Source organism: Arthrobacter sp. BGA-UO-ETr-C19 (genome assembly GCF_059568005.1).
The window spans coordinates 1-14,209 of record NZ_JCAQPC010000015.1 but is presented as its reverse complement, the minus strand read 5'-3'; the positions used below and the strand labels follow the sequence as shown (position 1 = coordinate 14,209).

Here is a 14,209-nt window from a genome sequence, read left to right as displayed (position 1 = left end):
GGAGACCGCCACGACGCACTGGCACCCCGGCTCGACTCCCTACTCTGATCCTCAGAATCGCTATATGTGTGCCTTTACCGGTACCTCCCGCGCGAGGAGGACCGCCACCAGGCCCAGCGCCGAGCCCGTGACGCGTCGCTGCCACTTCGTCCAGCTTGGTCGGCCGGAGAGGAAAGCAGAGATCGACCCGGCACCGAGGACGATCAGTGCGTTCACGAGTATGCTCACGGCGAGCTGGATCGCTCCGAGGGAAAAGCCCTGGACAGTTGTTGCTCCACGGCCCGGCTCGATGAACTGCGGAATGAGCGCAAGGTACATCACGGCTGTTTTTGGGTTCAGCAGGTTCGTGAGAAGGCCCATGCGGAAGAGCTTGCGTGCGGAATCGCGAGAGAGTGCGCGGACTTCGAAAACGCCGCGACCGCCGGGCTTGAGTGCCTGCCACGCGAGGTAGGCCAGGTAGAGGACTCCTGCGGCTTTCATCCCGGCGTAGAGCCACGGCACCGCGACGAATACCATCGCGAGCCCGAGGTTCGCCATCGTCATGTAGACGAGGAAGCCAACACAGGTCCCTGCGAGAGAAATCATTCCCGCCACTGGCCCTTGACTCACACTGCGCGAGACCAGGTAGACCATGTTCGGACCCGGAGTGAGCACCATGCCGAGTGCCGTCAGAGCCATCCCGCTTGCCGCGGCCACCGAGACCCCTATTCCGGGGTCTATGGCCGGGATCACGCGCGCACCGTCCTGCCCGCTGGATACTCGTATCGTGTCTGCGGATCGGCAACCCAAGGAAGAATCATCATGACTCCAACAATGATGTAATGGCCTTATGCATCTCAACCCTTACGGTGAGTACGCGGTTCTCCTCGCAGCCTCGTTGGCCAACGATTGGCCTGCCGACAGAGACGGTCTCGTGCAGCGGACCCGTGAGTTCGGTATGACGATGGAGTACAAGCTCTCGGCCGGAGACGATCACGAGCAAACCCGCGCCGTCATTGAGGCGTGGCTCTCAGTCGTCGATGGAGGCGATCCACAGAACAGGGCCGCCCTGCTGAACGCCCAGATGGCTGCTGCCGCCGCCTATCCGCGCCTCACCGATCACGACGGTGAAGGATGGCATCTTCACTACCGCGACCCCGACCAGACGCTTCCGCAGGTACTGCTCGCCGTGATCAGTGTCGGAACTGCATTGCACCTGAGCACTCGCGGCGCTCATAGGCTCAGCCGCTGCGCCGCCGGGAAGTCATCAGGCGATCCCTGCAGGGCAATCGTTGTCGATGTCACCCGCAACGGTCGCCAGCGCTACTGCTCCCTGCGCTGCGCAAACCGTGACAACGTCCGCAAGCACCGCGCCCGCGTGAAACAAGACCGCATCGCGACGTAAGAGGGGCAGCATACGAACCGGCTGATTCCGTTCTAGCCCGAGCCGACGCCCGGGTCGAGTCCCGCCTGCCACTGGAGCTATTTGGTTTGCCTTGGTAGCTTTCAACGCATGGCCATCAAACTTGAGAACGTCGGTATCGCCGTTCGCGACCTCGAAGCAACCATCGCCTTTTTCACCGATCTCGGTCTCACGGTCGTGGGCCGTGACACGGTCAGCGGGGAGTGGACCGATACCGCCGTCGGACTTGATGGCAACCACGCCAAGATTGCGATGCTCCAGACCCCAGACGGTTACGGCCAACTCGAGCTCTTCGAATACATCCACCCCGAAGCGATCGAGACGAACCCGACTCGTCCCAACGACATCGGCATGCACCGCGTGGCCTTCTCGGTTGACGACATCGACAAAGCCCTTGAGATAGCCGCCAAGCACGGATGCCATCCGCTCCGCGGCGTGGCGACGTACGAGGACCTCTACAAACTCACGTACCTCCGCGGTCCCAGTGGCATCCTCGTGATGCTGGCGGAGAAACTGAAAAACGACTGACACTCAGGCCTTGGCTAGCGGCAGCACCAGCATGTAGCCGGTTGGCAGACTGCTGCTCCAACGCCGCGGCTCGCGCACGACGAACTGGGTCGCCAACTGCTTGGGGGTGAGCAGGGCGTTGGGCGCGGGGGACGGTCCCCACCTCTCGTCGCCGTACGGGTAGAGGGGATCCTGGACGCGGATACCTGTGACCGAGAACTCCGGGAACCGGTCGGGATCGCCGAGTGATGTGAAGCCGCTCATCACCCATACGTGGCGGCCGCGCCACATGACCAGCCCGACCGGCCGGCCCGTGTCGGCGATGGCGCGCGCAGCGGCCCGCAGCGCTGCCTTGTAGTCGGCGATGCTGACGACGGTGTACGGCCCCATCCCGACCTCGTTCAGGACTTTCGCCCAACCCAAGGGGTTGGCGCCGTTGAACGAGTTGGACGAGCGTGCCCGGGCCATCTCCCACAGCTCGCCCTGCTGAACGCGATCGGCCCACGTGCGGGCCCTTGTGTCGTCGATGAGGTTGTGCATGATCTGGATGCTCGCCGCGACGCACCATTCAAAGGTGTACTGGGGAACGAAGTCCCCCTCCTGGTAGAGGTTGAGGGCGAACGCCCGGGGCACCGGGGTCGGCGTGGGTGCCGATGTCGGGGTGGGAATCGATGTCGAGGTGGGAACCGATGTCGAGGTGGGAACCGATGTCGAGGTGAGGGACGGGGTCCGGTGAGGAGTGGGGACTTCATCGCGCGCGGCAGGCGGGGCCGAGGAACTCTGGATCGGTCGATCGGTGGCGACTTCATCGAGTCTGATAGCGGGCGCGCAGGCCGAGAGAAAGGTCGCCAGGGCGACGAACCAAGCCAGGATACGGAGCTGGGCACCGATCATGATCGATCCATTTTATCCTTGTTGTCGGTTCTCGCGTGCGGGAATCTTGGTGAGTCAAGTCAGATCACGTTCTACAGGGAGACCAGTCGTGTCATCCACCCGCACCAGCGTGGCGTTCCAAGTCTCAGAGCAAGTGGCCGCAGCCGTTGCTGGAGGGCGCCCTGTCGTCGCTTTAGAATCGACCATTTTCACACACGGCCTTCCCCGTCCGCGCAATCTCGAAGTTGCTTTGGAAGCCGAGGAACGCCTCCGCAGTCAAGGGGTCGTTCCTGCAACGATCGGTGTCTTCGCCGGTGTTCCGACGGTGGGGCTCAGCCTTGAGCAGATCACCGCGCTTTCCAATGACGGGGCGGTCAAGAAAGTCAGCCTCCGCGATCTTCCCGTCGTCGCTGCTCTCCAGCTCCACGGCGGCACCACCGTGGCAGCGACGGCGTTCCTGGCACACCGTGCCGGCATCAAAGTGTTCTCAACCGGCGGCTTGGGTGGAGTTCACCACGGTGCGGCAACATCCTTCGATGAATCGGCCGATATGACTACCCTGGCTACTACGCCGATCGTCGTCGTCAGCGCCGGCGTGAAGTCCATACTGGATGTCGCGGCCACCCTCGAACGGTTCGAAACCCTCAATATCCCGGTCGTCGGCTACAAGACCAGGAAGTACCCTGGCTTCTATGTTTCTGACTCAGGGTTTGAGATCGAGTACGCGGTCAACACTCCCGATGAAGTTGCAGCAATCTGCAGCGCACGCGATGACCTGCAGATCGAATCGGCCATCCTGTTGGCAAACCCGATCGCAGAGGACAAGCAGTTCCCTCCGGCCGAGCTGGATGACATTCTCTCCCGGGCGTGGGCGCAGGCAGAGAAGAACGGGATCAAGGGCAAGGACACCACACCGTTTCTTTTGGACTTCATTCAGCGCGATACGAACGGCCGCAGCCTGAATGTAAATGTCGATGTGTACCGCAGTAACGTGTCCCTCGGTGGCGAAGTCGCCACCGCGCTGACCCGGCGCAGCCCCAGTTGATATGTTGCCGTAAGCCCTAATCCGAGTTGAGGACTTGAAGGTCGTCAACGTCAAGGATCGAGTGCACCTCAGGTGCGGCGAGCAGTGGAGGTTCCGTTAAATAGCGCATCAGTTGTGCATCCGACGTGTCACAGATCGGGTGCGGGTGGTGTCTTCATGTCGTAGGACCCAGAACCGACCCGCAGGAGGAGTCATGACCAGCAGGATCCCGGCCGCAGAGATCACCGGTTTCTACGGCGCACTGATTAAGAAGTTCAGCGTCAAGATGTTCGGCAAAGTCCCGGAATCGCTGGGCGTCATGTGGCACAACCAGCCCGTTCTCAAGGCATCCATGGGCTTCGGACAGAAGCTGCGGAAGTGGAACAGCTGCGATGAGTCACTGAAGTCCTACGCTCACATGGCCGTGGCCTCCTTCATCGGCTGCACTTGGTGCCTGGACTACAACTACTTCATGGCGCACAACCACGGCCTGGACCTGGAGAAGGCCCGGCAGGTCCCGTGCTGGCGCGAGTCGGACGTCTTCACGCCGCTGGAGCGGGACGTCCTGGAGTATGCCGAGGCCATGAGCGCCACGCCCGTCTCGGTGACCGACGGACTGTCGGCCCGGCTGCTCGAGCAATTGGGCGCGCCGGCGCTGATCGAACTGACCAACGTCATCGGCTTCGCCAACCTCACGACCCGCGGCAACGTGGCCCTCGGCATCGAATCCGAGGGATTTGCGGACTCCTGTGAGCTGAAGCCGCTCGCAGCCCGCAGCGGCCACGGGGTAGCCTGAGCGACATGATCAGCCTCGGCGCCCCTGACAGGGCGGACCCGTTCGTCGCCCACCGCAGCCTGCTCTTCACTGTCGCCTACGAGATGCTCGGCTCCGCCGCGGATGCCGAGGACGTGGTGCAGGAGGCCTGGCTCCGGTGGGCTGAACTGGGCCCCGACGTCCGCGCGGAGGTGCGTGATCCGCGGGCCTATCTCGTTCGCACCGTCACCCGCCAGGCGCTCAACCGCCTCCGCACGCTGTCACGACGGCGGGAGGATTACGTCGGGGAATGGCTGCCAGAGCCCCTGCTCACCGTGCCGGATGTCGCCGAGGACGTGGAACTGGCCGAAAGCGTCTCGATCGCCATGCTCACGGTTCTCGAATCGCTCGCCCCTGTGGAGCGGGCGGTCTTCGTCCTGCGCGAAGTTTTCGACGTGCCCTACGAGGAGATTGCCGAGGCCGTGGGCAAGTCAGCGGCGGCCGTGCGCCAGATCGTCAGCCGTGCGCGCTCTCATGTGGCCGCCCGGCGCCCCCGCATGCGCGTGGACCGCAGCGAGCAGCAGGAAGTCGTCGAACGGTTCCTGGCGGCGGTCACCACCGGGGATGTGCAGGGCTTGATGGACGTGTTGGCCCCCGACGTCGTACTCATCGCCGACGGCGGCGGCGTGGCCCAGGCGGTTCGGGTGCCAGTGTACGGGGCGAAGAAGGTGACAAATCTGCTGCGGTCCTTCCCACAGGCCGCGCTCAACCCGAAAATCGCTCTGCTCTGGCTCAACGGCGGCCTCGGCATCCGGATCGACGACGAAGCAGGCGGTCCGTCACTCATCAGCCTGGTGGTGGAGGACGGCAGGATCGCTCGGATATTCGCCATGCGGAATCCGGACAAGCTCGGCCACCTGGAGGAGGAGACCCGGCTGGCGCGTTAGCCGCTAAGACCCGCCATGGCGATCTCGGCGGATTCGCGGCTGGGGCGCCCGCCAACACGCAGCCACCAAGTGCGAATCTTGGGCGCGTGCGCATCGGGGCGACGCAAAGCATGAATTCTCCTTTCGATGGTCAAAGCAAAGGGCAGGTGCTTTCCGGTCTCCCGGAAAGCACCTGCCCTTGCAGGCGTGTTTCTTGCCTAGAGCCTAGGCCGCGGCTTCAGCATCCTTGGCGCGGCGCCGGACCACCGCTGCGGATGCTGCGCTGGCGGCCAGGGCGCCTGCGCCGACCAGCGACCACAGGACCAGGTTGGAATCGGCAAGGACGTTGACCTGGCCGGTTGCGGTGCCAGCGGCGGTAACGCTGGAAACAGCAGCGAAATCGGAATTACCCTTGCCGTTGCCGACGCCGTGGTTGCCGCCGCCGCTGTTGTTGCCTCCGCCTTTGCCGGAATTCACGACCACGGCTGCCGAGCGCGTGGTGCCGGACGTGGCCCCGACGGCGCCGATCATGTAGTTGCCACCGTCCATGAAGGTAATGGTGGTGGAGAAAGCGCCGGTGCGGTCAGCGATGACGCTGAAGTTGGGCGGAGCGGGCCGCTCGCCTTCTGAATTCTTCCTGCCGCCGGTCCGCTGGAATGTGATGTTGATGGCTTCGCCGGCGATGTAGCCGCTGCCGGCGAAAGTGATAGATTCGCCGGCAGCTATGGTGCCGTCGGAAATGATTCCCTGCTCATTGCCCGGCGCCGGGTAGGTAGCCGCCACGGCCGGAGCGGTGCCAGCCAGTGCGATTGTTCCTGCAAGTGCAAGCGCTGCAATAGACTTCTTCATTTGTCCCCCCTGAGACGAATTACGAAATTCGCGTGATGTTGGGGATACAGATCCCCCATGCGATAGTGTGCTGAAATCCCGAATGTCTAACCAGTGACGACGGTATCAGCCACAGGTTGCTCTCAGCAGAATAAGTTCAGAGTGGTTACAAGGGTTTAACCTACGGTCTATCTGGTCGACTCGCAGCCAGGGAGCGGCCATGGGGCCGCAGGTTGTCCTGCGCACTCAGACTTATGTACTACGCTTTCTCGGCGCTGAGACAGACCCTGATCGGACAGATCAGCAGAATCGGCGGCGCGCCGGCAACCTCCCGGGCCAAACGATCACGTACCGGTCTTCATCGGCCAGCTTGTATGCCGGCCGTACGTTCGCCCAAAGCCGGTTAGAGCCCAGCGATATCATCGCGTCCTGAAACCCTTCGAGTGGTCGGTCGGTGTGGACGAAGATGTTCATCTCGCCCTGGCCGAAGTCGTGGCCGTCTATGAAGCCGTGTGCATCCGGGAGGCCGGCCTCAAACTGGTGCTCCATCGAGATGAGCGCGTCAAAGTCGGCCTCAAAGATAGCTGGCCACTGCAAAACGAGGATGAATTTCACATCTGCGTAATCAATTAAAGACAGCACCACACCCAAGTGGGAAGCTACAACACTGATTCTGGAACCGTGAAAAGCTCTTACTGAACCATTACGCGAACCGCAAACGGATCAATAAATCTAACCGGTTCCATCACAACGTCCCTCAGTATTCGTGGTCTGCTCTGTATACCAAGAACTGATCCGCCTATCGCCGGACCGGAAACATCAAGTTCGTCAGTAACGACCGCTCTGAGGGAAGAGCGAAGACGTCTCAAATCGTTAGAGTTTTAAGACGCGGGGTCATAAGAAGAGCAGGATTTGGAGAAGGATTCGGCTTGCCCGCAAGACATCCCTAACGCTGCTGAAACTTCAGCAATCAATCGGTCGCCCGGCTCGCGGGGTAGGCCATCTCGCCGTACGAGTTTCTAGATTCTGCAGGTGGATGAATCAGCCCACCGCGTTATCCCGCAGGATTTGCAAATGCGCAGCCCAAGACTCGCGGCCGTCGCCGTCGGCATCAGGCCTCGGGAGGAGTGCAGATGTGTCCGTCGGCGTCTACGGGGTACCCGCAGAGCGGGCATATGGGACGTCCGGCGTCTACTACCTCACGTGTGCGCTTGGCGAATGCGCGAGCGGCGCCCACCGGCATCCGCACCAACAGCATTTCGGGTACTTCATCGCCGTCGTGATCAAGGGATTCGCCGTTGTCACCAACGTCGACATTGGTGATGGGGTAAGCCTCTATGACCACATGCGCCGTCGTCGGATCCCAACCTAGGCTCATTGCGCCGGCTCGAAACTGCTCCTGAACGGCCTCGAGTGGATCATTGTCGACCAATTCGATGGGAGTCCTGGTGGGAACACTGAAGCGGTTGCCTTCGACGGTGATGAGCTGATCGAGAATCTCGTCAATTTTCTCGGCGAGCAGAGCGGATTGCTGCTTCTCCAGAGCGATAGAAACAATTTGCGTGCCAGTGCGTACCTGCAGATAGAACGTGCGCGCGCCCGGAACGCCGACGGTGCCGATGACGACGCGATCAGGCCAGACAAACTCGTGAACACGTGTAGGCATGGCAGTATTTTAGGCGACGTGAGGTGCATTAGACGTTCCATTGGCCTGATGTGAGTGCCTGGCCGGCGGCGGCTGGGAGGCGCCCTGGTATCGGAAGGCGCCTTCGCCGCCGGCCCTGCACTCCAAGTTGCTGCTCGAACACTGTGTAATCCCGCATACCCGGCACCGAGGAAGCATCCGTATCTAGGCGGCGCGGTCACGCTGGTTGGGAGCCCTTCACCGGGTGAGAAAAAAGAAGAAGTAGCCCGAAGAGGTCAATCCGCTGGATATGGGCGGATTGCCCTCCACCTACACCCAATGGTTACGTGACGATCGGATCGCCCGTCAGCCGTGGCCGCTTCATGTCGCACCCAGTTGAACTAGGCTCACCGAATGGGGCTCCCGAAGGTCAAATTGCAATGGCTGTCTGGAGCTTCTTCAACCGCTTCTAAGCGGTGGCGGCCAGGTCACCGCTCAACTGCGCCCGTTAGCCGGTCCTTTACCCCGCGGCTACTTCAACGGACTCTCGTGCAGCCATATTGCTCGGTCCAAGTCCCGGGGTTCAACATTGAGCTTCGCGGCGGCCAGCTGGAGGAGCTGCCGAGTTCGGGCGGGGGTAAGTCTGTTGTGATCGCAGAGAACTCGGGCGAGGTAGCGCTGCACCATCACATCTGGTTTTGTTTCGGTGCCGACTCCTGCATTCATGATCAGGTATGACCAGGCAAGGGGGCCAAAGCCTTTGACTGAAAGCCATGCTGTCTTTGCGGAGGTGCTTCCGTTGGTCGCGGCGGTTCGGAGGTGGTCTGCACTCGTTACTGCTGTGTCCAGGGCTGCGAGCCGGGAAAGGCCCTCGTAAATGCCCTCAGGCCGCAAACGGTTTGTACCAGGCAGCTTGCTTCGTAGGAGTATGCGGAGTTCAGAGCGCAAAGCGCAAGTGAGTCACGAAAATCCACGGGGCGCTCCAACCGGAGGGATCGCCGAGATCCTCAGCGATGGCCTTCAGGAGGAGATCCAATTCAGTCATGCCCGGATCATATCTGGCACTTTCTACCGCCGCGGGCCTCTCTCGCCCAAAAAAACAAGCCGATTATGGCAAGGGGCTGGCAGACTGCCCGTCCCTTGCCATGCCGCTGCCGTTCCGCGGTCCTGGGCTCCCGCAAGGCCCGCCCGAAAAACGCCAGGTGATGGACCCCAAACGTTACGGTCAATAACGACCGTTTCTGGGATGACCACTTGGGCGCGATGGGGGAGTGGCGACTGGAGCGGGGTACTTCCGCTGCACGGACTCTGATTCGGCAATAGCCCATTAAAGATTGTTTCGTGGTCAACTGGACTGGCCGAGGCTGACGACGAGGTTGATGGCCACTGCGACCACGAAGGTGCCGAAGAAGTAGGAGAGCAAAGCGTGCCCCAGGGCGATCCTGCGGGAGGGAGTGGATGACTCGTTCACATTGCTCGCGTTGTATGCCATGCCGATAGAGAATGCTGCGTAGGCGAAGTCGCTGTACGACGGGTCCTCGTCCTGGTTGAAGCGGAAGCGATGGCGGTCGTCGTGGTAGTACATCCGAGCGTACTTGAACGCGTAGACAGTGTTGACGAGAGCCCACGCGAGCACCACGCCGAGGGCTGCCAGGAGCGCCGCGGCCACGCCGATGAGGTCCTTCTGCTGGCTGCGGATCAATGCAAAAACGACCGCCACGAGACTGACGAATGTCGCGCCTATGATGAGGGAGTCAACGAGCCGTCGAGACCGGCCCTCCTGGCGGGCGAGTTCACCCGTGGCGTCTGGACCAGCGGGCCATGCCTTAGTCCACGCCCAGACCAGGAAGACGCAGCCGGCGACAGCCCATCCGATCAAGGGTGCGAGTTCGGGAGCACCGAGCAACGCCGGAACGAGTGCGATAACGAGACCGATGGCGGCCGAGACTAGAGCCTTGAGATCTATGTGCGACATTGAAGAAGTTGCCCTCCAGCCTCGATTGACCGTGAAGGGTCCGATGGCCCGCCGCCCGGGTCAGAGCGAATCTCAACATCACGGAATATCTCAGGACCTACGGATTCCTTTGTGTTCACAAGGAATGGGGCGGCTCACTGCCCCCGATTGTACGCGGAAATGCTCGGGTCTTTCATGATTTCAATTGAGTAAGTGGTGGGCGTGCAATCCGTGTGGAGGATCAGGGCGATCCTAGACGGCACCGGATAGCTCGGGAACTTGCGGGTTTCCTTGCGCCACGCGATCTTGTGCCCAACCGGATCGTCAGCACCTCCCTAAGAGCCGCCCGCAATGCGCAGCCCAACGCCGGCAGTCACGCCAGCTTTCGACTCCTACCTGTCCAAGAACGCTAGCGTTTTGAGCCACCGAGGTTTTGAGACACTGGAACTAGGGGTTAGGAGCTCGGTGGGAATCGCGGCTTTGTTTGCCCACCGGCTCATAGATGTATCGGTCAGGCGCTGCTGCTGTTACGGCACCCGCTTCCCGTCGTAACCCCAGAGGCGCCCTATCAGGGCGAGCGAAAGGTACGGTGGGTTCCATTCGACCGGGGTGCCAGCCAACCACTCCTGCAGATCCTCAAGGGTGTCAAATGATGGATCAGGGTCGTCATCGCCAGGACCAGCATTATCCTCGTCGACCAGCCAGTAGTCCGCCGAGTATAAGAAATCGTGGGCTGGTACTCCCGGTCCAGCGCGGAATCGCCATTCACAGTGATTAAAAGATCACGACCAACATACGGCCGCTGAGTACTTTGCCGGTGAACTCACGACGACCAGCGATTACGGAATCCCAGTGTGATCCGTATCCATAGTCTGGCTCCGACATGGATTCGAACCACTTGTTCAGCCATCCCATGAATCAGTTGTACCAGCCCTCAACGATCCGTGAACGTTTTGCCGTCCCACGTTCCCTGCAGCAGGTAATCCCCATGCGTGACCGTCCCTACGGTCGTCGATCCGGTGACCGAGTCCCAGTTCCAGCCGTCGATGACTGGACCCCTACACATGGGGGGATCAGACGTCGCGATGTAGCCCAAGCAGAATTCGGGCGCTGCGGGTCGCCGTTGAAGCACTGTTCCCTGCCCCATAAGTTCCGTTCTCGCGATGGAGGACTTCGACGCCTCGACAGAGACGGTCGTACGGTCGCCTGGTTGAGCGGTCGGGGTGCAGCCAGCAAGCACAACGGCGAGACCGCCAATCAACGCGCTTCTGGCAATTCCGCCCCTCCTCATGCCTAAAGTATCGCTCTTGTATCCCTGAGGAACCACGGGGAGTTTACGGATCGAAGGCCCACAAACCCTACCCGGTTCGGGCCGGCGCTTCAGCCCCGTGAGTTGACGGCTCCTCGGCTCTTGCGGGGAACGTTGAAGGGGGCAGAAATTGGATGGCCCGATCAGTAGAGTGACTGCATGGATGAAACGCCGCGATTCCTTTCACCGCGATGGTGGCCCTGGGCGCTCGCCATCCTGCTTGTGATCATCGTGAACATCGCGTTTGTGGGGTATAAAAGCGGCGAGTGCGTTGGCCCCACAATCGATGGCGCGTGTACCAGCGGCCCCGCGCTCAGCGCGGATGGCACGTGGATTTTGGTGGTGGTGGTGAGTGTGGCCGCCGTCATCTACTTGGCGCGGCGCCTTATGCAGGCAGTTAGAGCCCGGAGGACCTAAGCCTCGCACTAGCGGGGCTTTCCCATTTAACCGGCGTGGCGGGGTTTCCCTGCCAGCTGACAGCGGGCACCGGCGATACCGTGGAAACAATGACAGCCCCTTCCACGGTGAAGCCCACCAAATCGCCGGTGAAATAGCCCCAGGCCCACACCAAAGCCGAAGGATGCCAGCTATAACCGTAAGCCGGTGATCGCCCGGCCCTTCGTGGCTTCGGGGAACCCCGAGCGGTACGTCTGGTGACGTAGGCTCGATCGTGGCGGTAGGTCTTGGCCGTCCAAGCTCAGGGGAGCCGTCCGATGGGCTGCACCTACGAGCCTCTTCTAACCGGAAAGGGATGACCGATATCTACGGTTTTACTTTTGATTACACTCCGTCAGATAAGTTTGACCGACCGGATAAAGAAGTTGCACGAGACGTTCACGGCTGGGCGTGACGCTCCAACGCGTCCAGAGTCGTCTCGGGCGATGTGTTGAAGCAGAAGGTGATTCCGGGCGATTCCTCATTGCAAACGTTGATGATCCGTTCGAAGAGCTCGGTGTACTCCGGGATCATCCTGATGCCGCCCCCGATCATCACGAGGCCGAAACGATCACGACCGAACGCCGAGCGGATCTCTGCTTCGGCCTCGTCCGGGGAGGTGCCGATCAGGCAGTTGACGGCGTCGAAGCCGGCGGCCGTAGTGGCCCCGAACCCCGCTTCGATCCGTTCGGTCATCGTGGCCTCGTCGAGGCCAGGAGGCAGCTTGCTATAGTCGAGGGCTCGGGCGTGGATGCCGATCATGAGGATTCGAGTCATGGGCCTCATTGTGGCATGCACGCCTCACCAACGAATTAGCCAAACCGCAGCACCAATCAGGTGGGCCGCTGGATCCTTGCTCGACCCGCCCCGCCCCAGATGAGCTGTTCCTGTAGTGCAGAGGACTCCTGACGTTCCGTGCAGACGGCAACGATCGAACTTGGGGACCCGCCACGGGGAACCACGGGGATTCAGGTGGATCTGAACTGCCTGACCGCCGGCCGCTTCGAATTTCAGGACGGTGCCTACACCGTTTGTGATGCGGCGGACATTGGGACGCCACAGGATTGGAGCGGTTACACACTTCCTCTGACTCCTGGGCTGAACAGCGTCACGATTAAGGCCGATCCTGAAGCACGCTGGCGTTTGAGCGCAAAGTACGTAAACAGTGAGACGACAGATTGGGCAGTCAACGTCGACGGCAAGTCGTACGGTGCCGAAAATGAAACGGGAGCGCCTGACCTCACTGCCGTCATTGCAACCAATGGAGTTCCCGGGTACGTGTACACACGTGAGCTGGAAGACGCGACTGGCACCGCTGCTATTAAGACCTTCAAAACAAGGGAAGAAGCACTCGCCTGGCAAGAAGCCCGCCGTGGCAAGACGTTCTCGGTCCCTGTCTACGATTCCACCGGTAAAACAGTCGTGGGCGAATTCGTCATCAACAACACGCCAGGGCAAATCGTGAACACAACTGCCCCACCTGCCAAGCCCACGCAATAACAACTTCCTCTCACCCCGTGGAGGAACGATGAACGAGACGTCTAAGAGCGCCGAGCAGCAGCAAGGTGCGGGAACAGCGTCAAAGAAGCCCGACGCTGGGTTGCCAGATGATCCAACTGACGATGATCGCTGCAACCACCAGGACCAACAGCAGCGCGGCCATGAGGATGAAACGAGGCTTCATATCGCGAAGCTTAGGCCAGTCTGCAGGGGTAAAGAAGACCCAGCTGCATCACCTGAACGGGTCGCTTCCCTTCGGGAACGGCAACCGGAGCGATTTCGATGGACTAGCCCAATCGGAGCCAGTCACCCAACCCCACTTCCAGGCGTCGTCGCTCGGCTATCTAGGCGACTGGCCAGGATCACCCGGCCACGGTCCAGGATCTCGCTAATAACACGCTGCTCATGGTCATCGAAATACGGGCCGTAGTGCTCACTTGGTGGAGTGATGCTGGGGAGATTATTGCCGTAGAAGAGTTTGTCGTAACACTTGTCCGCCTCCGGTCCGCGGTCATCAAGCGATGCATTCACACTGCGTGCAATGTCACCTAGGAGGTTCCACGCATTCATGAGCTGCGCACAGGTGTCCTCTGATGCCGGCAACTGCAGAAGGCCTTCGATCCCGTCAAGGTTCTGAGGTTCCTCGTTGCCTGCTTCCAAGGTGAGGTTGTGCACGCGGGCCAACTCCGAAAAATCCTCTTCAGTGCCGGCCCACACGATCTGGCCGTTGCAGACGAGAACGCCATCAGTATCGCCTTCGTCGCCAGCCACATCGTCCGTTTGCCACACGAGGCCAAGCCTCTGACCTTGAAATTGGATCCAGTGCGGGTACGACATCCTCATCCGCGAATCCTATCCATTGATTCGCATACTCTGACGATCGGACTACTCGGAGCCGAACCCTTTACGGCACCAGCCACGCCTTGGCATACGCACTGTTCCTTCTGCCGAGTGGGACTGTCCGATAAACGGTGTGTGGAGTCCGGCCGGTTTTCATTATTGAGTGGTTCTTTCGAACCGGCCGGCGAAGGTAATAGCGAACGCGTTCAGCGCAGGCTTCCACCTCATCACCC

At 61.0% G+C, this 14,209-nt stretch carries 16 protein-coding genes; 7 read left to right on the top strand and 9 right to left on the bottom strand.

The window, feature by feature from the left end; genetic code table 11:
• Window positions 1-60 precede the first annotated feature (60 nt).
• On the bottom strand, window positions 61-732 hold the full coding sequence (locus AC57BR_RS07355; protein WP_496359121.1) for a LysE family translocator: 672 nt from the start codon (window positions 730-732) through the stop codon (window positions 61-63).
• Window positions 733-829: 97 nt separating this feature from the next.
• On the opposite strand from AC57BR_RS07355, the gene AC57BR_RS07350 reads away from it, so the two are divergent.
• Both AC57BR_RS07350 and AC57BR_RS07345 read left to right on the top strand, forming a co-directional pair.
• Window positions 830-1,384: a CGNR zinc finger domain-containing protein gene (locus AC57BR_RS07350; RefSeq protein WP_496359120.1), complete on the top strand. Its 555-nt coding sequence runs from the start codon at window positions 830-832 to the stop codon at window positions 1,382-1,384.
• A gap of 108 nt (window positions 1,385-1,492) precedes the next feature.
• A complete protein-coding gene (locus AC57BR_RS07345) occupies window positions 1,493-1,930 on the top strand; it encodes a VOC family protein (protein WP_496359119.1) in 438 nt (145 codons plus the stop codon).
• A 3-nt stretch (window positions 1,931-1,933) separates the two neighbouring features.
• Here AC57BR_RS07345 and AC57BR_RS07340 read toward each other — a convergent pair whose 3' ends face one another.
• Window positions 1,934-2,542, bottom strand: coding sequence for a hypothetical protein (locus AC57BR_RS07340; RefSeq protein WP_496359118.1), 609 nt, complete (start codon window positions 2,540-2,542; stop codon window positions 1,934-1,936).
• Window positions 2,543-2,891: 349 nt separating this feature from the next.
• Here AC57BR_RS07340 and AC57BR_RS07335 point away from each other — a divergent pair, with 349 nt between their 5' ends.
• The 3 genes from AC57BR_RS07335 to AC57BR_RS07325 all read left to right on the top strand — a co-directional run bounded on the left by AC57BR_RS07335 (window position 2,892) and on the right by AC57BR_RS07325 (window position 5,507).
• The gene (locus tag AC57BR_RS07335; protein ID WP_496359117.1) at window positions 2,892-3,827 is read left to right on the top strand and encodes a pseudouridine-5'-phosphate glycosidase; all 936 of its coding nucleotides are present in this window, start codon (window positions 2,892-2,894) and stop codon (window positions 3,825-3,827) included.
• Between the two features lie 193 nt (window positions 3,828-4,020).
• Window positions 4,021-4,602: a carboxymuconolactone decarboxylase family protein gene (locus AC57BR_RS07330; RefSeq protein ID WP_496359116.1), complete on the top strand. Its 582-nt coding sequence runs from the start codon at window positions 4,021-4,023 to the stop codon at window positions 4,600-4,602.
• A 5-nt stretch (window positions 4,603-4,607) separates the two neighbouring features.
• Window positions 4,608-5,507, top strand: coding sequence for an RNA polymerase sigma-70 factor (locus AC57BR_RS07325; RefSeq protein ID WP_496359115.1), 900 nt, complete (start codon window positions 4,608-4,610; stop codon window positions 5,505-5,507).
• Window positions 5,508-5,711: 204 nt separating this feature from the next.
• Here the strand turns inward: AC57BR_RS07325 and AC57BR_RS07320 are convergent, their stop codons facing one another.
• The 5 genes from AC57BR_RS07320 to AC57BR_RS07300 all read right to left on the bottom strand — a co-directional run bounded on the left by AC57BR_RS07320 (window position 5,712) and on the right by AC57BR_RS07300 (window position 9,913).
• Window positions 5,712-6,335, bottom strand: a complete 624-nt coding sequence (locus AC57BR_RS07320) for a hypothetical protein (protein WP_496359114.1) — start codon at window positions 6,333-6,335, stop codon at window positions 5,712-5,714.
• Window positions 6,336-6,614: 279 nt separating this feature from the next.
• Entirely contained in the window at window positions 6,615-6,965 is a 351-nt protein-coding gene (locus AC57BR_RS07315) for a hypothetical protein (protein ID WP_496359113.1), read from the bottom strand.
• A 460-nt stretch (window positions 6,966-7,425) separates the two neighbouring features.
• Entirely contained in the window at window positions 7,426-7,980 is a 555-nt protein-coding gene (locus AC57BR_RS07310; protein WP_496359112.1) for a DUF3090 domain-containing protein, read from the bottom strand.
• A 489-nt stretch (window positions 7,981-8,469) separates the two neighbouring features.
• On the bottom strand, window positions 8,470-8,832 hold the full coding sequence (locus tag AC57BR_RS07305; RefSeq protein ID WP_496359111.1) for a DUF8548 family protein: 363 nt from the start codon (window positions 8,830-8,832) through the stop codon (window positions 8,470-8,472).
• Window positions 8,833-9,283: 451 nt separating this feature from the next.
• Entirely contained in the window at window positions 9,284-9,913 is a 630-nt protein-coding gene (locus AC57BR_RS07300) for a DUF1345 domain-containing protein (protein ID WP_496359110.1), read from the bottom strand.
• Between the two features lie 1,447 nt (window positions 9,914-11,360).
• Here AC57BR_RS07300 and AC57BR_RS07295 point away from each other — a divergent pair.
• Window positions 11,361-11,618 (top strand): hypothetical protein, encoded by a 258-nt coding sequence (locus AC57BR_RS07295; RefSeq protein ID WP_496359109.1) that lies wholly within the window; start codon window positions 11,361-11,363, stop codon window positions 11,616-11,618.
• Window positions 11,619-12,035: 417 nt separating this feature from the next.
• Here AC57BR_RS07295 and AC57BR_RS07290 read toward each other — a convergent pair whose 3' ends face one another.
• The gene (locus AC57BR_RS07290; protein ID WP_496359108.1) at window positions 12,036-12,413 is read right to left on the bottom strand and encodes a hypothetical protein; all 378 of its coding nucleotides are present in this window, start codon (window positions 12,411-12,413) and stop codon (window positions 12,036-12,038) included.
• Between the two features lie 138 nt (window positions 12,414-12,551).
• Here AC57BR_RS07290 and AC57BR_RS07285 point away from each other — a divergent pair, with 138 nt between their 5' ends.
• Complete coding sequence (locus AC57BR_RS07285; protein ID WP_496359107.1) at window positions 12,552-13,136, top strand: peptidase M56 family protein; 585 nt, start codon at window positions 12,552-12,554, stop codon at window positions 13,134-13,136.
• Between the two features lie 306 nt (window positions 13,137-13,442).
• On the opposite strand, the gene AC57BR_RS07280 is transcribed toward AC57BR_RS07285, so the two are convergent.
• Complete coding sequence (locus AC57BR_RS07280) at window positions 13,443-13,979, bottom strand: hypothetical protein (RefSeq protein WP_496359106.1); 537 nt, start codon at window positions 13,977-13,979, stop codon at window positions 13,443-13,445.
• Window positions 13,980-14,209 lie beyond the last annotated feature (230 nt).